The sequence below is a fragment of the Rothia sp. P100 genome (genome assembly GCF_023712425.1).
GTDB classification, from domain to species: Bacteria; Actinomycetota; Actinomycetes; order Actinomycetales; family Micrococcaceae; genus Rothia; species Rothia endophytica.
The window spans coordinates 144,425-163,395 of the sequence record NZ_JAMAYG010000002.1 but is presented as its reverse complement, the minus strand read 5'-3'; the positions used below and the strand labels follow the sequence as shown (position 1 = coordinate 163,395).

Here is an 18,971-nt window from a genome sequence, read left to right as displayed (position 1 = left end):
GGTTGGACTCCCGGTGTTTAGGAAGCGAGTAATAGGTCCTTAAACGTCGATAGCAGCAGCATCGAGCTTGTGGGCGCCACGAATAATAAAGTCCTTGCGGGGGGCGACCTCTGACCCCATCAAAAGAGTAAAGGCACGCTCAGCTGCCTCGGCATCTGAGACCCGCACCCGGCGGAGCATGCGGTGGCGGGGGTCCATGGTGGTTTCAGCCAGCTGATCTGCATCCATTTCACCCAAGCCTTTGTAGCGCTGGATGGGCTCTTTGTAGCTCTTACCCTCAGCTTCAAGGCTAGCCAGCAACTGATGTAACTCTTGTTCGGTGTAGGTGTAGACCATTTCATTGGGCTTACCGCGGTGCACTACCTCAACCCGGTGCAAGGGCGGCACAGCAGCGTAGATCTTACCTGCCTCAACCAGGGGTCGCATATAGCGGTAGAAAAGGGTCAGCAGAAGCGTGCGAATGTGGGCGCCATCTACGTCCGCGTCGGTCATCATCACGATTTTGTCATAACGGCGGGAGTCTAGGTCAAAGCTTCGACCTGAACCGGCACCAATGACCTGAATAATGGCGGCGCATTCGGTGTTGGCCAGCATATCGGTGATAGAGGCCTTCTGAACGTTCAGAATTTTGCCACGAATGGGCAGTAGCGCCTGGTACGTGGATGACCGCGCCAGACGGGCTGTTCCCAGCGCTGAGTCGCCCTCCACAATAAAAAGTTCAGACTTCTCGACGTCCGTGGTGCGGCAGTCCACCAGTTTGGTGGGCATAGACGAGGTCTCTAGCGCGTTCTTGCGCCGCTGGGTTTCCTTGTGCACCCGTGCCGAGACGCGGGATTTCATTTCAGCAACCACTTTTTCAGAAAGCTGGGTGGCTTGTGTCTTATCGGCCCGCGCCGTAGCTTTCAGTTTGTCCGCTAGTTGCTTGGCAACTACCTTAGAAACAATCTGGCGCACAGCTGGGGTGCCCAAAATTTCCTTGGTCTGACCTTCAAACTGTGGTTCAGCCAGTCGCACGGTCAGCACGGCGGTGAGGCCTGCCAGGACGTCGTCCTTCTCAATTTTCTCGTTGGCTCCCACCTTGAATTTGCGGGCATTATCAGTCAGGTGTTTACGGAAGGTCTTCAGCAGACCCTGTTCAAAGCCGGTCTGGTGGGTACCTCCCTTAGGGGTGGCAATAATGTTGACGAAGGTGCGCAGGGTGGTCTCATAGCCAATCCCCCAGCGCAGGGCAATATCGACTTCGCATTCGCGCTCAACTTCGGTGAGTTTGGAGTGGCCTTTACCATCGAGCACGGGCACCGTTTCGGTGAAGGTTTCCCTGCCGGTAAAGCGCCAGATGTCGGTCACGGAGGTATCGTGGGCCAGGTATTCAACGAACTCGCCGATCCCCCCATCGTGTTGGAAGACCTCTTCAAAACTTTCGTTCTCACCCGGTGTTCCAGGTAGGCGGCGGTCATCGCGGATAGCAATGCGTAGGCCCGGAATCAGAAAGGCAGTCTGGCGGGCGCGAGCAGTCAGGTCAGCGTAGCTGAATTTGGCATCCGGGGTGAAAATCATGGGGTCAGCCCAGTAACGCACCCGGGTTCCGGTGACACCGCGTTTAGCTTTACCTACGACCTGTAGAGGATCGCCTGCGGTAGAGAAAGAATTATCAGGTTTTGGGGTGCGGCCATCGTCAAAGATGCCAGGGACGCCGTGGCGAAAACTCATCTGGTAGGTCTTACCGCCGCGGTCCACGTGTACATCTAGGCGGGAGGACAGCGCGTTAACCACTGATGCGCCTACACCGTGCAGACCGCCGGAAGCCGTGTAGGAGCCACCGCCGAATTTACCGCCAGCGTGCAGCTTGGTGTAGACCACTTCAACGCCTGAGAGACCGGTGCGCGGTTCGATGTCGGTGGGCACGCCTCGGCCGTCATCTTGTACTTCTACTGAGCCGTCCTTATGCAGGATGATTTGGATGTTCTGCCCGTACCCTGCCAGCGCTTCGTCCACGGAGTTATCGATGATTTCCCAGAGGCAATGCATGAGCCCGCGAGAGTCGGTGGAGCCGATGTACATGCCGGGGCGTTTACGCACGGCTTCAAGACCTTCGAGGACTGATAGGTTACTCGCGGTGTAGTTGCTGGCGGCCACGGGGTCTCCTTGGGGCTGACGGACTTATCGACTCTCTAGTTTAGTACATATGTTCGGATTATGCGGCTGATGCCCTGACGCTTAGAGACCTAGCTGGGTTTTACGTCGCCTCGGAGTGGCTTAGTGCCCTGAGCGAAAGCCGGTGCAGTGCGGTCTGCTAAATGGTTGTATGGGGGTATACCCTAAAAGTTCAGAGAAGGAGAAAATAATGAGTGCAACTCTTGAAGCTCGGGAGCTGAGCGCCCTTGATCGTTGTGATGCCTGTGGGGCGCAGGCCTATGTACGCGTGGTTTTTGCTAGTGGTAATGATCTGGTTTTCTGCGGCCACCATGCCCGCAAGAATGAGCAGCAGCTGCGCGAAGTTGCTACTGAGTGGGACGACCAGACCGGCCGTATTTAGTAGCTAACTCCCCACTGTTGATACAAGGAGCCCCGCAACCCTAGGGTTGTGGGGCTCCTTGTAGTTGGTGTCCATGATTGATCCTGGCAAAATAAGAGGGCGCGGAATGGTGACCCGCGCCCTTACTCATTGTGTTCAGTTTTAGTCTAGGTAGTCGCGCAGAACCTGGCTACGTGAGGGGTGACGCAGCTTAGACATGGTCTTGGACTCGATCTGGCGGATACGTTCGCGGGTAACCCCGTAAACCTTTCCGATTTCGTCCAGGGTTTTGGGCTGGCCATCGGTCATACCGAAGCGCATGGCTACTACGCCTGCCTCTCGTTCTGAGAGGGTGTCAAGGACGCTGTGTAGCTGTTCCTGGAGCAGGGTGAAGGAGACTGCGTCGGCGGGGACCACTGCCTCGGAGTCTTCGATGAGGTCACCGAATTCTGAGTCACCGTCTTCGCCCAGGGGGGTGTGCAGTGAGATGGGTTCACGGCCGTATTTCTGTACCTCGATGACCTTTTCGGGGGTCATATCGAGTTCTTTAGCGAGCTCTTCGGGGGTGGGTTCACGGCCTAGATCCTGCAGCATCTGGCGCTGCACGCGGGCGAGCTTGTTGATGACTTCAACCATGTGCACGGGGATGCGGATGGTACGAGCCTGGTCTGCCATGGCGCGGGTGATAGCCTGGCGGATCCACCAGGTGGCGTAGGTTGAGAATTTGAAGCCCTTGGAGTAATCGAACTTCTCTACCGCACGGATTAGACCTAGGTTACCTTCCTGGATGAGGTCCAGGAAGAGCATACCGCGGCCGGTGTAGCGCTTAGCCAGTGAAACGACCAGGCGAAGGTTGGCTTCGAGCAGGTGGTTCTTGGCGCGGCGTCCGTCATGAATGACCCAGCGGAGCTCTTTTTTGAGTTCGGGGCTCATATCGGGGTTGTCTTTGAGCTTGTGCTCGGCGTAGAGGCCAGCTTCGATGCGCATGGCTAAGTCGACTTCCTGCTCTGCGTTTAGCAGGGCAACCTTGCCGATTTGCTTGAGGTAGTCTTTGACCGGGTCTGCCGTGGCACCGGGGGTGACGACGCGGACGGCGGGGGCGTCATCTTCGTCGTTGGTAGTCAGAACGAAGCCGGAGCCTTTAGCCGCTACGGCTTCTGCTTCTTTCTTTTCTTCCTTAGTGACGGACTCTGCTTCATCGCCGTCTTCCTCGTCAACTTCTTCATCGTCAAGTTCGAGGTCTCCGGACTCAAGATCTAGGTCTTCAGTTTCAATTTCGTCACCGTCTTTAGCTTTGCGTCCCTTTTTAGGCGCTGCTTTTTGAACGGTGGTTTTCTTGGGCGCAGCAGCGGGTGTCTCGGCCTCGTCTGCTTCTAGGGCGTCAGCTACCTCATCCGCCTTTTTTGCTTTGGCACGGGTGGAGGTTTTTACGGCAGTTGTTTTGGCTGCAGCGGTATCGCTGGTTGCTTTCTTGCGTGCGGCTGGTGACACAGAAAACCTTTCTGATTAGCTGACCGTGTGCGATGGTGCGCGGTGTTCGCGGTCAAAACACCTAAGACCCTGTCAAGTCTGCGGTCATTGAAAATCGCTGTTTGAATCAGGGTTTCTATGTGGGATAACACCTGGTTGCATAACATTATTCCCTGGGAAGGGTGCAGATTTCACGCAGTACTGTGAGCGGGGTCAGTAGTCAAGTATGACATGTTTTTTGGTCTTTACCTACTTAGCACGACCCAAGGTTGACCGTTCTTCATCACGTTAGATATTGGGTTGTGGCCTAGCAGATAACCAGACGGGTAAAACTCCGGCATCGAGGACTCGATGTAAGACGGTGGGCTCATTGCCGTGGTGAATCGGCTCCACCGCCCTCAGGAGGTAGTCTGCGAGAGTGGACTTACCCTGCAACCAGTGAGCCCAGGCCTGAGCTAGTTTGAGCAGGCTTTCAGGTTTATGATGGGCAGCTTCTTCAAGAATCGTGGCAATAGCGCACAGTGCAGCTAGTCTGTCCCAGTTGGGGCTTTGCGTGTCGTGCCCGCAGAGCTTTGATGCCATGGACGCGATTGCTGCGCCGTCAGCAGGTCCCTTAGTTTCAACCGGGTTCAGAAGGCTTTTCCGGTCAAGGCCGTATCTATTGAGGCTGCTTTTCTGAGGTAGCACCGGTGTGGTCTGGCTCTTATCTAGACCTACCGTGGCAGTTTCTTCTAGGCGGCAACTAATATTTTCAAGGGCAGCTAGCGCCTCTTGCAACCCGGTGCAAGCGAGGTAGATGACCAGTTGCACGGTGGCGGTGCTGTTGAGAGAAGCAATCAGATAAGCTCCAACATCTTGGTTGAGCACGGTACGAATGAGGTCAGCTGGTGCTGGGCTCACCACGTCACGGTGAGGTGGTCTTGCTAAATCCTTGGGACTATCAACCCCTAAAGAGCGGTACCCCAGCACTACCTCAACACCACGTTGCAAGGCAGCGTCCCACATCATAAGTTCAGCCCGTATTTGATGGTACTCAACCACATCACTTTCAGCCTTTTGGGTGAGATATCCCAGCGCAGCAAACTCAGTGTGGGCAAGCCAGCTATCGCGCCGGACGACGTCCGCTGTTTCCATGGGATCCCAGAGATATTTTTCGAGGAACTCCTCATGGCTTCTAGCCACATCAGAGCCCTGTTCGAACATCTCGTGGTATATAGGGCTATCCACCACGCTAGCGGTTGGGGTAGCGGGCAATAGGGTGAGCTCCGGCGGGTGAAGTGCCCAGAGGAATCTGTGTCCTACTGCTATCACGTCTATCAGGTCTATGGAATGGTTAACCAGACAGCGGTGAAGGGATGGAATGAGGGCTTGCACCTGATCAATAAAGTTATTGTTTGAGCACTCTGAATAGTCCAGAGAATATGGCGCTGCTAATTCCCTTTCCTTATCCATTTCATCTGCGGTGCTCCCGAAGAAAACTGCGAAGAGACGATTGTTGGGGTCTGCGTTCGTGGCAGACTGGGGTAGCTGGGAGAGGAAGAAGTCAAAATATTCCCCGTAGTCATCTCCCCCTGCAACGGGTAAATCTATACGGAGCAAGGGCCCTACCCCCGGTGAGCCCACGGTCAGTAAAACCAGGGAATTTCGCGGCCAGAACCCCAGGGTGTGCACACACACCGCCACCACGTCGGCTTCTTGCCGCACGGGCGTATTGATCTTCGGTGGGCAATCACCGGTGACTGGCAACAAACCGGTCGGATAAAAAGATGCAAAAGGGTATCGGCTATTCATGCACCTAGCCTGCCCGGCCAGGATAGCCTGCTTCAATGCCAGGAAGCGCTGTGGATAAACTCGTCTAGAAAACTACCGAAAAATCAGCGGTACCTGGTTCTCAATGAGCCTCAGACAGTGGGATAGCGACAGAAAATGACGCTTAGCTACCTAGCCCTGCACACCCCTAGTTCACGGTTTGAACCCAGACCAGTTCACTGGGGTAGGTAGGGGTAGCTAGGGCACTAGTCCTGATCCCCGTCGTTCATTTGAGCCAGATAGGCCTCAATTTCAGCCCCGATTTCATCACGTGAAGGCACCACACCAGCAGCCCGTTGAGACAGCGGAATACCAACGTAGCCGTCATCACCAGCGTTGGCATCGTAGGAGGCTTCAAGACGAGAAATCATCATCTGGATTTCAGGATTGGCGTTAGCCTGCTCATTGATTTGGAGCTGAACATTCTCTGACATCTCCCTCAAACGGTCAGAAGGCAAGCTCAGCTTCGCAGCCATTGACAAGTGTTCCATGGCGACCAGCGCTGTCTGAGGTAACTCTGACTCAGAAAGGTATTGCGGAACGTTCACCGCAAACCCTGCGGTACCGATCCCAGCTTCATCCAGAGCAATTTCAAGCAGACTACTCACTGACCCTTGAACGATTGCTTCCGGCTTCCACGCAGAAATACCTCGCGTGAGGTCTTTACGGGAGCCGTGGGCTGTCACGGGCAAGGGGCGGGTATGGGGAACCGGCATAGGGAACCCCGAAATCAGGAGCACCACAGAGGTATCAAGGCGTTGCGCCAATTCGACGACCGAAGCGGTAAAACGCTGCCAGAGCAAATCAGGTTCAGCCCCCGCAAGCAGTAAGAAAGGCTTACCCAGGCGGTCCTCTACGGCATACAGTTTTAGTTCTGGCAATACAGGGTCTGTGTAGTGGTCACGTTTGAAGGTCACTCTGGGCCTGCGCGCGCGGTAATCGTGCAACCGGTCAGCATCAAATTCAACCAAAGGGATGTTGTTAAGCTCGTGCAAAAGCACCTCGCCCAAGTGCCCGGCCGTTCCACCGGCGTCCTGAGGGTGAGAAAGCGCGATGACCAGAGGCAGGCCCTGCAATCTTTGGTTCTCGAAGATACCCGAGTGAGCAATATACAGTTGCTCCGAGTTATCCCTATTCATCATTGCAAGCCCCTTTCTACCGTAGCTCATTCATCTCATAATCCTTGATGTGAGTAACCATAGTACTCCAGCAACCTCGAACATCGAATGGCTGTAACGGTTCCAACACCGATTACCCTCTTTTCATTCCAAGCCCTGATCTGTGTGAGGTTTCGCTGTGCGGTGATTTCCACCGTCAGCACGGTGCTTAGTACACATTTATTCAAAACCCACCTACTCTTGAGTAGTGAATCACGGGGGGCCGCCTCATCCATGAGCGACCTCAGCCCTCACCTCGCGGGTGCATTTCTCACCCCCAACGCTTTGCAAGGAGCACGTATATGAGCGAATCTCACGACCTTTCCTTCTCAGTTTCAGCTGCTGAACTTGAGCACCTGGACGCCGGAGTCTTGGTCCTCGGTGTCCATTCAACCGATGAAGGCCCCGCCCTGGCGCACAACCCCCTGGAGACTGAAACAGCTGAGGGTCTCGAAGCTATCCTGGAGGATTTAGGGGTTACCGGTGCCGCTGACGAGCTCACCCGACTACCCGGAATCGATGGAGCCGGTGCAGATATCATCGCCCTCATTGGGCTGGGCAAGCAGACTGAGGACGCTACTGCCCACCTCAATAATCTGCGATACTCCGCTGGATCAGCCTTCCGCCAGCTGGCCGGTGTAGAGAGCGTTGCGATAGCGCTGGGCACCAATAACATTGAAGAAGTGGCTGCCCTTGCCGAGGGTGCAGCTTTTGGGGCTTTCAGTGACAAGCAACTTCGCGCTAAAACCGCTGATAGCGTCAAGGCCCCGGTTTCGGACGTCACCATTATTACCGAGATTTCCGCAACTGATGCTGAGCCGGTACTCACCCGCGCCTTGATCATCGGCGAGGCAGTAGACCACACCCGACGCCTGGTCAATACCCCTCCTTCCCACCTCTACCCCGAAACTTTCGCTGCAGAGGCAGTTGAGCGCGTAGCCAGCCTTGAGAACGTCGAAGCCCGAGTGTGGGACTTTGACCAGCTTCTTGATGAAGGCTTTGGCGGCATCGTTGGAGTGGGCAAGGGTTCAGCTCGTAAGCCCCGTTTTGTGGAGGTTAAGTACACCCCCGCCGGCGCTATGAAGACGGTTGCTATTGTCGGCAAGGGCATTACCTTTGATACCGGCGGAATTTCGCTGAAGCCCGGAAATGCCATGGGAACCATGAAATCAGATATGGCCGGTGCCGCCACCGTACTAAATGTCGTAGCCGCAGCCGCTGAACTAGAGATTCCCGTAGCTGTTACCGGCTACCTCTGCTTGGCTGAAAACATGCCCTCAAGCACCGCAACCAAGCCCGAGGACGTCCTCACCATGCGCGGGGGGCGCACCGTTGAAGTCATGAATACAGACGCCGAAGGTCGGCTTGTCATGGCTGACGGTCTTGCCTACGCCTCAGAAGCAGAACCCGATGTCATCCTGGATATCGCCACGCTAACCGGTGCCCAGCTCATTGCGCTCGGTGTTCGTACCGCAGCGGTCATGGGTGATAAAGAAATCCGTGAAAAGGTCGCAGAGATTTCACAAGAAACTGGCGAACCCTACTGGCCTATGCCCATGCCCGAGCACCTGCGCTCTTCTCTTAAGTCCTCTGTTGCTGACCTGCAAAATATTGGCTCCCGCTATGGCGGCATGCTGGTGGCAGGGCTCTTCCTTGAAGAATTTGTGGGAGAAAAAGACGGGGCGAAAATCCCCTGGGCCCACCTTGACTTCGCCGGCCCCTCCTTCAATGAGGAGGCCGCCTACGGTTACACCCCCAAGGAAGGCACCGGCCACTCGGTAGCAACCCTGCTCAAGTTCATTGAGACTTACGCCTAAGATCTAGCTCGCTAGAGATTGAGTACACCCCGCACCACTCTGGAGTGGTGCGGGGTGTAACTTTTTTCACCACAAACCGTGGTGTTTGCCATAGAAAACATCGCAGATAGGGCCAAAAAGAACCAAAGACCGCCGTGTAGGTGCTGACCAACAGAACCGCATCCACCCTACAAACCGCCCGAAAGCCCCGCTACCAGCGCTAACACTTACTTCCGCACTTAAAGTAGGGGCAAGAAGGCTACTGCTAAGGGCTAAGTAACAAAACGCTCCTGAATAGTGGAGGTGTGCCCCTGCAAGCGATAAGCTTAGGAGGACAGTACATAAGGGGGCTTATACCCCGCAACCCATGCAAGGGAGCGTCAACGTGGCCGATTCGGCAACAACAGAATTCGATATCCTCATCCTCGGTGGTGGCAGCGCTGGTTACTCAGCCGCTCTACGAGCAGTGCAGCTTGGCTTCACCGTTGGTCTCGTCGAAAAGAGCAACCTTGGTGGCACTTGCCTGCACACCGGTTGTATTCCTACTAAGGCTTACCTGCACGCAGCAGAACTCGCTTCTGAAGCACGCGAAGCTTCGAAGTACGGCGTGAACACCACCCTCGATTCCATCGACATGGCTAAGGTTCGTAGCTACAAGGACGGCATCGTTGCCGGCAAGTTCAAGGGCCTAACCGGTCTTCTCAAAATGAAGAAGGTTACCATCATTGAGGGTGAGGGCAAGCTCACCGGCACCGACACCATCACCGTAGACGGCACCGCCTACAAAGGTAAGCACATCATCCTTGCATCGGGTTCAGTCTCCAAGACCTTTGGCATCGAAATCGGCGGCAAGGTTCTCACCTCAACCGAAGCCCTGCAGATGGACTACCTCCCCAAGAGCGCTATTGTGCTCGGCGGCGGCGTCATCGGCTCAGAGTTCGCTTCCATGTGGAACTCCATGGGCGTAGACGTCACCATCATCGAGGGCCTACCCCACCTGGTACCCAACGAAGACCCCGCCATCATTAAGGTGCTCGAACGCGAATTCAAGAAGCGCGGCATCAAGTCCTCACTAGGCAAGTTCTTCAAGACCGTTGAGCAGGACGCCAATGGCGCCAAGGTCACCCTTGAAGACGGCACCGCTTTCGAAGCTGAGATTGTTCTGGTAGCAGTGGGCCGTGGCCCCAACACCGAAGGTTTTGGCTACGACGAGCAGGGTCTGACTATGGACCGCGGCTTCGTGATCACCAACGAGCGCCTGCACACCGGCGTAGCTAACATCTACGCTATCGGCGACATCGTCCCCGGCGTGCAGCTCGCTCACCGCAGCTACCAGCAGGGCCGCTTCGTCATCGAAGACATCGCAGGTCTGAACCCCCAGGTCGTTGAAGATATCAACATCCCCAAGGTCACCTACTCCGAACCTGAAATCGCTTCCATCGGTTACTCCCAGCCCAAGGCCGAAGAGAAGTTCGGCAAGGAAAATGTTCAGGTTGCTGAATACAACCTGGCAGGCAACGGCAAGTCCTCCATCCTGGGCACCGGCGGTCTGGTCAAGGTTATCCGCGAGAAGGATGGCCCCATCATCGGTGTTCACGCCGTTGGCAAGCGTATGGGCGAGCAGATTGGTGAGGCTCAGATGTGGGTTGTCTGGGAAGCTTTCCCCGAGGACGTTGCACAGTTCATCCACGCTCACCCCACTCAGAACGAGGCACTGGGTGAAGCAGCTATGGCACTAGCCGGCGCTCCGCTGCACGGCTAATCATCAGCTTTCGGTAGGTGGCGGGTCTCAACCCGCCACCTACCCTCATAAATTTTCATCACTCACAAGGAGATACGAAGGACTATGTCCACTACCGTAGAACTGCCCGCACTGGGCGAATCCGTCACCGAAGGTACCATCACCCGCTGGCTCGTAGAGGTTGGCGAAACCGTTTCGGTTGATCAGCCTATCGTTGAAGTTTCCACCGATAAGGTTGATACTGAGGTCCCCTCACCCGTCGCCGGCGTTATCGAAGAAATCCTCGTTGAAGAAGACGAGGACATCGAGGTTGGTGCTCCTCTCGTTGTTATTGGCGACGGTTCAGGTTCAGCATCAAAGGAAGAAGCTAATCAAGCTCCCGCTAAAGAAGCTCCTGCTGCTGAAGAAGCACCCGCCGAAGAAGCACCCGCTGAAGAGAAGAAAGAAGAAGCTCCTGCTGCTTCAGCCAGTTCTTCTGAGGGCACCGAGGTTACCCTGCCTGCACTCGGCGAATCCGTCACCGAAGGTACCATCACCCGCTGGCTCAAGGAGATTGGCGAAGAAGTCGCTGTCGACGAGCCCCTGGTTGAGGTTTCAACCGACAAGGTCGACACTGAGGTTCCCTCACCCGTCGCCGGTACTTTGCTTGAAATCCGTATCCAGGAAGATGAGGACGCCGAGGTAGGCCAGGTTCTGGCTGTTATCGGTTCAGCCTCAGCTGCTTCTGCTCCCGCTGAAAAGGCTCCCGAGGCTCCCGCGGCTGAGGAGAAGAAGGAAGAGGCACCTACCGCTCCCGCTGAAGAAGAGAAGAAGGAAGAAGCTCCGGCGGCTGACTCCGCACCCGCTTCTGAGAACAGCGGTGAGGCATACGTAACTCCCCTGGTTCGCAAGCTGGCAAAGCAGGAAGGCGTTGACCTCTCCACCGTCAAGGGCACCGGTGTTGGTGGTCGCATCCGCAAACAGGACGTCCAGGCAGCCGCTGACGCCAAGAAGTCAGCTGCCCCCGCAGTAGAGGCAAAACCTGCTGCTGAAGCTCCCGCGACCAATGCTGCTCCTGCTCAGAAGGCTGCGGCTCCTGCTGTTGAAAAGTCTTCTAAGCGAGGCACCACCGAGAAGGCTCCCCGTATTCGCCAGGTTGTTGCTAAGCGTATGGTTGAGTCACTGGCTATCTCAGCACAGTTGACCACCGTTCAGGAAATTGACCTGACCCGTCTGATGGCTCTGCGTAACAAGGCTAAGGATGGCTTCGCAGCTCGCGAGGGCGCTAAGCTAACCGTTCTGCCCTTCTTCGTCAAGGCAGTGACCGAAGCTCTGCAGCAGTTCCCCCAGTTCAACTCATCCATGAGCGAAGACTTCAAGGAAATCACCTACCACGGTTCCGAAAACATCGGTCTCGCAGTTGATACTCCCCGCGGTCTGATGGTTCCCGTCATCAAGGATGCCGGTGACCTGAACATCTCAGGTATTGCTAAGAAGATTAGTGACGTTGCAGGCCGTGCCCGCGACGGTCAGGTCAGCCCCGAGGAACTCTCAGGTTCGACTTTCACCATCTCTTCAACCGGCCAGACCGGCGGTGTATTCTTCACCCCGATCATTAACCAGCCCAACGTTGCTATCCTGGGTATCGGCTCAACCAACAAGCGTCCCGCTATTGTTCAGGACGCTGAGGGTAACGATGTCATTGCTGTGCGTAGCCTGGCTTACTTCTCACTGACCTACGATCACCGCGTAGTAGATGGTGCGGATGCCGGTCGCTTCCTCAACTTCCTCAAGACCCGTCTTGAACAAGCAGCTTTCGACGCTGAGCTCGGTCTCTAAGGCTCAGAGCCTTTCAAGAAGGTAGGGGCGTTACTCGGTTTTTCCGGGTAACGCCGCTTTTTTCTACGGACCACGTGCCTAGTTCCACACCTGTTTTAGTGTCATAGTGTCGATATAAAAAGGTGTCTTCAGTAGACTGGTACTTATGTCTATCGCGTTTTCAGTTCTCCTTGCTCTTCACCTTATCGGTGCTTCCCTTGTCTTCGGTATCTGGGTAGCCAATCTTAAGAAGGGCATTGTTGTGCCCGGCCAGTTCCATGCGGCCCTACTGCAGCTCATCACCGGCTTTGCTATGTATTTCTGGCAGATGAGCCAGGGCATGGTGCTCAACCACATGATGATCGGCATCAAGATGCTTCTTGCTTTGATTATCGCGATCGCTGCTTTCATGGGTCAGAAGAAATACAAGGCAGCCCTGGCAGTAGGCCGACCTGAAGACGCCAAGAACATCGCGCTTGCTCATACCGTTGGTGGTCTGGCACTGGTGAATATTCTGATTGCAGTTTTCATGAACACTCACATCTAAAAATTTTTGTTAGGACGGCGCCGGTAAGTTACCGGCGCCGTTTTCGTTTACTCTTCAAGAGTTTGGGGTGCTGCGGATACCAGCAATAGGTGTCCGTCTTGCACACGGGCACTCACATTCACCTGCTGAAAGACCCTACCCCCTGCGGTATAGATTCCTGCTGTTTCCAGCTCTTCCTTGCTCCCCTCAGGCTCATAACCTTGAGCTTCAATGATTGTTAGGGCCGTGATGTCATCGCCCTGAACCTCAAGATTATTGATTTCTACTAGCCGAGTTGTCATCGAGGCTAACTGACGATCGCTATCAGCTGCTATAAGTGCTGTATCAGCCCGGTGCAACTCTGACTCTGCCAGTGCGTAACGGGTAATCTCGCCGGTCTTGCCCGAGGCTAGCACCTGGCTGCGTGTATCGATGAGAGTTGATAGGTTCTCGGCATAGTCTAAAGATGTCTCGCCACCATCAGTAGAGGGCTCTGAGGCGGCTTCTGGAGGCTGTGCCGGTAGGCTTTGCTGCACTAGAGCGCTGGATGGCTCTGTTATGGCGCTCTCTGGAGAGCTGTAAGGAGACTCTTGAGAGGTGAGCAGAATTCCGGCGCCCACGAGCATAGCCAACACGGTGAGGGTGCCAAGAATGAGCGGTAACCGTCTATCCCCTTTTTTACCAGCAAATATTTTCTTTGGGGTAGCCTGAGACGCGCTGAGATCCTGAACCTCGCCCAGCAGCGGCGGTTTACGCCTAAATCGCTCTTTAGGCACAGAATCAAAGCGGGTTGGTCTAATAGCTGGCAGTCGAGAAACCACGCTTTCATGAGCGCTCAAATGTAGCTCTAGAGGCTCAGGGTCCTTCGAAAGCTCGAAGAGGGCAGCTATTTGCTGAAGCCCCGGCTGGTGTGAGCGGCGATCAATGGCGTCCTCTAGGGTGCGCGCAAGAGTCTCCCCAGCTTCTGGGACGCTAAGCGATAGCGGCTTACGAAAACGCTGAGCTGCAGCCTTTTCGCCGGTGAGACAGAGCCATAACAAAGCTGCGAGAGCAGAAATATCTTCTGCCCGGTGTTTTTTGAGCACCTCAGCTGGAGCATCCCTCACATCAAGAGAGGGAACTAGAAGCTTAAGTTCCCCAGCAACGGTAAACACGACCTGCTGACCGGTGAGCTGACTGAAGGAGAGATGGTTTTCGTGCAGATAGGTCATTGCCGCACACAGATCGTGCGCTAGACGGCTGACCTGTTCGAGGGGTAACCGGCCTTTAGCCGCACAGTAATCAGCTAGTGTGCCAGCTTCAGCGGCCTGACACCAAACCTGATCGTTTTCCCCGCTGCTCGTCACCGCCACCACCGTGAGCACATGGGGGTGAGAGACCAGTGCGCAGAGACGTTCGGCTGCTTTCACATACTGATGTTGACCAGCATTAAGCTGTATCAGTGTGTAGGTTCCTGCTGGCATTTCAAGATTGTTAGCGGTGTGCTCCCCGCACTCCACAATCCAGGTACTGTGCCTGTAGCCGTTTTCCAGCGGGTAGCGGACCATCACATCGTTAGGAGCCCTCAGGGTGGGTTGCTGGCCTAGGGTTTCTGCAGTGCTCATAGAAACAGTGATACACCTATCGAACAATCTCCGCTGATGCTCTCCACAGAGAGCAGAAATGCACTGGTTAACGCGGTGAAGACCGGCTGTGGATAGAAAGATACACAGAGTCATCAAGAACCGGTGAGCATCCTAACCTTCCACACCACAGCTGAAAGCAACTGTTGGCAAAAACATAGTCAACCATACAGGGGCACCGTCCTCTCGGTTTTCTCACTGCAGGGCAAAAACGATAGTCTAGAAGCTATGGCTCTAAAGTTTGAACGGGTAGGTTTAGCCCCCGATTACGTGGACTACTCATTGGCGCTTGAACTGCAGCAGGCGACCCACCAAAAAGTAGCTGCCAAGCAGCAGCAAAATACCGTGCTCATCCTTGAGCACCAAGCAGTTATCACCGCCGGCAAACGCACCGAAAGCCACGAATACCCTTCTGACCAGAGCACCCCCGTCATCAAAATCGACCGCGGCGGCAAACTTACCTGGCACGGCCCGGGTCAGCTGGTGGGCTACCCCATCGTCCGCCTCCCCGAACCCATTGATGTAGTGAAGTTTGTGCGTGACCTCGAAGAAATCCTCATCAACCTCCTGACTGAAATGGGAATCACCTGCCAACGCATCGAAGGGCGCTCAGGTGTATGGGTGCCCGGTGATGGCGCTCTGTTGCAAGACAAGAAAATTGCAGCTATTGGTCTGCGCGTCTCAAAAAACACCACCATGCACGGCTTCTCCATCAACTGCAATAACCCCGTGGATGTTTTTGAGCCCTTTATTCCCTGCGGGATCACCGACGCTGGCGTGACTACCATCAGCGAACAGCTGGGGCGGAATGTAAACCCGGCAGATATTGTTGATGCACTAGAAGCACATATGCTCCGGTACGCAGATACTCTGGCTGAAAATTTTACGCCCGAGCCCTAAACCCTACGGGCGCGACCTCCGCTACCGCAGCCTGCACTCAAGATTTAAATAACCAATGGTAATGACACCAAAGGAGCACCGTTAATGAGCACCACCTCAGAAGGCCGCAAGCTACTGCGCGTTGAAGCACGCAACGCCGAAGTACCCATCGAGAAAAAACCCTCCTGGATCAAAACCACCGCCAAAGTTGGCCCCGAGTACAAGGAAATGATTGACCTTGCCCGCGGCTCAGGCCTGCACACCGTCTGCGAAGAAGCAGGCTGCCCCAATATCTTCGAATGCTGGGAAGACCGCGAAGCAACCTACCTCATCGGCGGTTCAGAATGCACTCGCCGCTGCGACTTCTGCATGATTGATACCGGCAAGCCCGTTGCCATCGACCGCACCGAACCCATCAAGGTAGCCCTTAATGTCAAGAAAATGGGCTTGCGTTACGCCACCGTTACCGGCGTCGCCCGAGATGACCTAGAGGACGGCGGCGCCTGGCTCTACGCCGAAACCATCCGCCAAATTCACCGTGTCTCTCCCAACACCGGTGTCGAAATTCTTATCCCCGACTTCAAGGGCAAAGAAGAAGACGTACAGCAGGTCATCGATGCCAAGCCCGAAGTCTTTGCCCACAACCTCGAAACTGTGCCCCGTATCTTCAAGCAGATCCGCCCCGCCTTCCGTTACGAACGTTCACTAGACGTCATCACCCAGGGTAAAGAGGCCGGCATGATCACCAAATCCAACCTCATCCTGGGCATGGGTGAAACCAACGAAGAAGTCTACGAAGCACTCTGCGATCTACACGATGCCGGCACCGACCTCATCACCCTCACCCAGTACCTGCGCCCCGGCCCCCTCTTCCACCCCATCGAACGCTGGGTCAAACCCCAAGAATTCGTAGAACTCTCAGCTATGGCAGAAGAAATCGGTTTCGCCGGCGTCATGGCCGGCCCCATGGTTCGTTCCTCCTACCGCGCCGGACGCCTCTGGGCACGTGCCATGAAAAAGAACGGCCGTGAAATCCCCGAGCACCTAGCGCATATCTCTGATGAAGGGTTCGCTGCGCAGGAAGCAAGCTCACTGGTAGCAGCCGGCCGCTAAGCTGAGAGGGTCAGCTGCTCTCAGCAGGTCCGCCGATATCCTAGCTGGATGACGGCACCTGCAGATACCCTCCTACTCTCTGCCAGCTAGTTAGTTTGTGGGCGAGAGCGGTCACTCCTCAGCCCCTGAAGTTCCATAATCATCCCAATCTTAGGTATAAGTGCCCGCCGGTTTTCCCGGTGGGCACTGCCCGTATAGAATAGGAAAGTTACGGCGTTGCCCCTCATCTAGCGGAGCGCCCAAAATCGACACACGAAGGATTACCCAGTGGCTGAATCTCGTGGTAGCACCCGCGCACAGACTCGTGAAGAAAAGAAGCAGGCTCGCGCCGAGCGCCGCGCTAAGCGTGGCCCCGGCATGTTCGCTCAGATGAAGCAGGTCTATAAAATGACCCGCGAGCAAGACCCCAACATCCCCTGGACCCTGGCTCTCATCTTCTTCGGAACGGTACTGGTCTTCCTCCTCATCGGTCTGCTCCTCAACAACTGGATTACCTTCCTGCTCATCGGTATCCCTTTGGGCATCCTCTTTGCAGTGATGGTACTTTCACGCCGCGCAGAAAAAGCAGCGTTCGCCCAGCTTGATGGCCAGCCTGGCCGTTCCGGCGCCGCTCTCTCTACCCTGCGTCGCGGCTGGATCTTTGAGCAGCAGCCCGTTGCCGCCAACAAGTCCCAGGACGTCATCTTCCGCGCCATCGGCCGCCCCGGCATCGTCCTTGTTACCGAAGGCCCCACCAGCCGTGTTAACCCCCTGGTTCAGAAGGAAAAGCTGAAGTACAAGAAGATTGTGCCCACCGTTCCCATTCACGTGGTTAACTCAGGTAACGATGAGGGCCAGGTTGAGCTCAAGAAGCTAACTAAGACCCTCAACAAGCTCCCCAAGCAGCTCACCCAGCAGGAAATGCACCAGGTAGCTAACCGCATCGATTCTTTGGGTAAGCACAACAACATCATGAGCGCACTACCCAAGGGCATCGACCCCATGCGTATGCGCCCAGACCGCAAGGGCATGCGCTAAACAGTCTGAAATAAAGCCCCCTCCTGCTAGAGATTGCCTGACAGTCAAGAAGCAAGAGGGGGCTTTTTGCATATTGTGCTCTTGCCCTAAGATTTTTTGCGGTTCTTATACCAAATCACGATGAACATGTAGGCCATCAGGGCCAGAGTTGCTTGCATCATGTAACGGTCAATCGTCATCAGCACCGGCTTAATCTCTTCACCGAAAGTAACTCCCAGGTAAAGATAGAAGCACTTGAGTAAAAGCGCCAATAGAAAAACGTAGCCTGCAATAGCCCAGCCCTTGAACCTGCGGATCCCTGCTATGGCCACCAGAATGGTAGCAGGTATCGGCGAAAAGGGCAGAAAGGCGAGGAAGAGGCAGAAATAGATGTGTCTCTGCACGAAACCTTCAAGTTTGCGATACCAGAGCGGTGTGTGGCTAGCGAAGATCCAATCGAGGAAAGCCTGCCCCCAGTGTTTCCCCATGAAGAAGTAAACCACCAGGAATTTCACTGCACTGAGAGCAGCCACGGTTACGAGCCCGGCCCAGAGCAGGGGCTGACTGGGGGTGCGGGCTGCAAGGCTGAGGACCGAAAGACTAGAGCCGGTCAGTAGCGTGTAGAGGAAGGTGTAGTTAATCAGCAGATAGGCTCGAAGTGGGATCAGCGCCAACGAATAGACCGTGATCAGGCCCAGCGCTGTCAGTAGCCAGCGGTCTACCGTTCTCGGGTGAGTGAGAAAGCTGGGTAGGGCTGGATTACTGATAGCTGGGCCGATTGGTGCTGAGGGCGAGCGGGTTTGGGCGGTGCCTGAGTAATCATCGGGCTCGGAGGTCTTCTCTGGTGTCATGTCAGCTCCCTTAGCGAATCATGGTGAGCACGGTATGACGTGCGCGGTCGTGCAGGCCTCGATGGTCAGCGTCCATAATCACCACGGGAAGGATCAGCATTACCATGCTTTGTCGGATCAAGGCAGTAAGCCAACCAGCGGGTTGCCCGTCCAGCCGCTGAACCTGCATTCCCAAGGCAAAGTGCCCCACTGTGTGCCCCATAAAGCCAACAGCAGATACAAGATAGAGCCAAAAAATAACTAGCTGAGCGCTATCAACCAGGGCCGTGTTGACGCCCGAGAGGGGGCCTTGGGAAAGGGCCCAAAAAATACCTTCTATCAGGAACCAGTCAAGGCAAAAGGCAATAAGACGGCGCATGGGGCGGGCGAGGGCACCGGGACCCCGCTGTGGGCGCCCCATATCCTGGCCCGGGTACAGCTGTTCAGTCGGCGCTCCATCAATCCAGGAGCCCATATCTTTTCTACTAACCACTGTTCCAGAATACCTTTCGCACCTGCCTACCTTCGAATAGGCGACCCAGTATGTGGTTTGTATCCCACGCTAACCCGAGATTTTATCTAAAATAGAAGAGTTAGCGCTCACCGGCCTATGTTTACCTCACGCTCACACAGGGTTCATCCTGTTACATGAGTGAAACAAAGCCGATACTCGCGGGCAAAAGAGCCAGCCTAGGCTGGTACCAATACAGTGCGCATCAC

Annotated in this window: 15 protein-coding genes; 8 read left to right on the top strand and 7 right to left on the bottom strand. The window is 55.3% G+C overall.

The window, feature by feature from the left end; genetic code table 11:
* Positions 1–39: 39 nt before the first annotated feature.
* Positions 40–2,136, bottom strand: coding sequence for a DNA gyrase/topoisomerase IV subunit B (locus M3668_RS05610; RefSeq protein ID WP_251379836.1), 2,097 nt, complete (start codon positions 2,134–2,136; stop codon positions 40–42).
* A 208-nt stretch (positions 2,137–2,344) separates the two neighbouring features.
* Here M3668_RS05610 and M3668_RS05605 point away from each other — a divergent pair, with 208 nt between their 5' ends.
* A complete protein-coding gene (locus tag M3668_RS05605; protein WP_251379835.1) occupies positions 2,345–2,536 on the top strand; it encodes a DUF7455 domain-containing protein in 192 nt (63 codons plus the stop codon).
* A gap of 141 nt (positions 2,537–2,677) precedes the next feature.
* Here the strand turns inward: M3668_RS05605 and M3668_RS05600 are convergent, their stop codons facing one another.
* The 3 genes from M3668_RS05600 to M3668_RS05590 form a co-directional block, all read right to left on the bottom strand.
* Positions 2,678–4,006, bottom strand: a complete 1,329-nt coding sequence (locus M3668_RS05600; protein ID WP_251379834.1) for an RNA polymerase sigma factor — start codon at positions 4,004–4,006, stop codon at positions 2,678–2,680.
* A 267-nt stretch (positions 4,007–4,273) separates the two neighbouring features.
* Positions 4,274–5,689 carry a DUF4192 family protein gene (locus M3668_RS05595; RefSeq protein WP_251379833.1) on the bottom strand — a complete coding sequence of 472 codons (1,416 nt, stop codon included), beginning with the start codon at positions 5,687–5,689 and terminating at the stop codon, positions 4,274–4,276.
* A 311-nt stretch (positions 5,690–6,000) separates the two neighbouring features.
* Positions 6,001–6,963, bottom strand: a complete 963-nt coding sequence (locus M3668_RS05590) for a PAC2 family protein (RefSeq protein WP_251379832.1) — start codon at positions 6,961–6,963, stop codon at positions 6,001–6,003.
* Between the two features lie 290 nt (positions 6,964–7,253).
* Here M3668_RS05590 and M3668_RS05585 point away from each other — a divergent pair, with 290 nt between their 5' ends.
* The 4 genes from M3668_RS05585 to M3668_RS05570 all read left to right on the top strand — a co-directional run bounded on the left by M3668_RS05585 (position 7,254) and on the right by M3668_RS05570 (position 12,832).
* A complete protein-coding gene (locus M3668_RS05585) occupies positions 7,254–8,768 on the top strand; it encodes a leucyl aminopeptidase (protein WP_251379831.1) in 1,515 nt (504 codons plus the stop codon).
* A gap of 346 nt (positions 8,769–9,114) precedes the next feature.
* Entirely contained in the window at positions 9,115–10,509 is a 1,395-nt protein-coding gene (gene lpdA, locus M3668_RS05580) for a dihydrolipoyl dehydrogenase (protein ID WP_251379830.1), read from the top strand.
* A gap of 84 nt (positions 10,510–10,593) precedes the next feature.
* A complete protein-coding gene (sucB, locus tag M3668_RS05575) occupies positions 10,594–12,306 on the top strand; it encodes a 2-oxoglutarate dehydrogenase, E2 component, dihydrolipoamide succinyltransferase (protein WP_251379829.1) in 1,713 nt (570 codons plus the stop codon).
* Positions 12,307–12,451: 145 nt separating this feature from the next.
* Complete coding sequence (locus M3668_RS05570) at positions 12,452–12,832, top strand: hypothetical protein (protein WP_251379828.1); 381 nt, start codon at positions 12,452–12,454, stop codon at positions 12,830–12,832.
* 47 nt (positions 12,833–12,879) lie between these two features.
* Here M3668_RS05570 and M3668_RS05565 read toward each other — a convergent pair whose 3' ends face one another.
* Complete coding sequence (locus M3668_RS05565) at positions 12,880–14,415, bottom strand: protein kinase (RefSeq protein WP_251379827.1); 1,536 nt, start codon at positions 14,413–14,415, stop codon at positions 12,880–12,882.
* A 246-nt stretch (positions 14,416–14,661) separates the two neighbouring features.
* Here M3668_RS05565 and lipB point away from each other — a divergent pair, with 246 nt between their 5' ends.
* The 3 genes from lipB (at position 14,662) to M3668_RS05550 (ending at position 17,442) form a co-directional block, all read left to right on the top strand.
* The gene (gene lipB, locus M3668_RS05560; protein WP_251379826.1) at positions 14,662–15,333 is read left to right on the top strand and encodes a lipoyl(octanoyl) transferase LipB; all 672 of its coding nucleotides are present in this window, start codon (positions 14,662–14,664) and stop codon (positions 15,331–15,333) included.
* Between the two features lie 84 nt (positions 15,334–15,417).
* Positions 15,418–16,425, top strand: a complete 1,008-nt coding sequence (lipA, locus tag M3668_RS05555; protein WP_251379825.1) for a lipoyl synthase — start codon at positions 15,418–15,420, stop codon at positions 16,423–16,425.
* A 267-nt stretch (positions 16,426–16,692) separates the two neighbouring features.
* Positions 16,693–17,442 (top strand): DUF4191 domain-containing protein, encoded by a 750-nt coding sequence (locus M3668_RS05550; protein WP_251379824.1) that lies wholly within the window; start codon positions 16,693–16,695, stop codon positions 17,440–17,442.
* An 86-nt stretch (positions 17,443–17,528) separates the two neighbouring features.
* Here the strand turns inward: M3668_RS05550 and M3668_RS05545 are convergent, their stop codons facing one another.
* Positions 17,529–18,272: an SNARE-associated domain-containing protein gene (locus M3668_RS05545; protein WP_251379823.1), complete on the bottom strand. Its 744-nt coding sequence runs from the start codon at positions 18,270–18,272 to the stop codon at positions 17,529–17,531.
* A 10-nt stretch (positions 18,273–18,282) separates the two neighbouring features.
* The gene (locus tag M3668_RS05540; RefSeq protein WP_251379822.1) at positions 18,283–18,744 is read right to left on the bottom strand and encodes an RDD family protein; all 462 of its coding nucleotides are present in this window, start codon (positions 18,742–18,744) and stop codon (positions 18,283–18,285) included.
* Between the last annotated feature and the right edge of the window lie 227 nt (positions 18,745–18,971).

What these genes read in the sequence shown, in the direction of transcription:
- M3668_RS05605 (WP_251379835.1), top strand. Translation starts at nt 2,345, where the DNA reads ATGAGTGCAACTCTTGAAGCTCGGGAGCTGAGCGCCCTTGATCGTTGT.
- M3668_RS05590 (WP_251379832.1), bottom strand. Translation starts at nt 6,963, where the DNA reads ATGAGCTACGGTAGAAAGGGGCTTGCAATGATGAATAGGGATAACTCG.
- M3668_RS05585 (WP_251379831.1), top strand. Translation starts at nt 7,254, where the DNA reads ATGAGCGAATCTCACGACCTTTCCTTCTCAGTTTCAGCTGCTGAACTT.
- lpdA (WP_251379830.1), top strand. Translation starts at nt 9,115, where the DNA reads ATGCAAGGGAGCGTCAACGTGGCCGATTCGGCAACAACAGAATTCGAT.
- sucB (WP_251379829.1), top strand. Translation starts at nt 10,594, where the DNA reads ATGTCCACTACCGTAGAACTGCCCGCACTGGGCGAATCCGTCACCGAA.
- M3668_RS05570 (WP_251379828.1), top strand. Translation starts at nt 12,452, where the DNA reads ATGTCTATCGCGTTTTCAGTTCTCCTTGCTCTTCACCTTATCGGTGCT.
- M3668_RS05565 (WP_251379827.1), bottom strand. Translation starts at nt 14,415, where the DNA reads ATGAGCACTGCAGAAACCCTAGGCCAGCAACCCACCCTGAGGGCTCCT.
- lipB (WP_251379826.1), top strand. Translation starts at nt 14,662, where the DNA reads ATGGCTCTAAAGTTTGAACGGGTAGGTTTAGCCCCCGATTACGTGGAC.
- lipA (WP_251379825.1), top strand. Translation starts at nt 15,418, where the DNA reads ATGAGCACCACCTCAGAAGGCCGCAAGCTACTGCGCGTTGAAGCACGC.
- M3668_RS05545 (WP_251379823.1), bottom strand. Translation starts at nt 18,272, where the DNA reads ATGACACCAGAGAAGACCTCCGAGCCCGATGATTACTCAGGCACCGCC.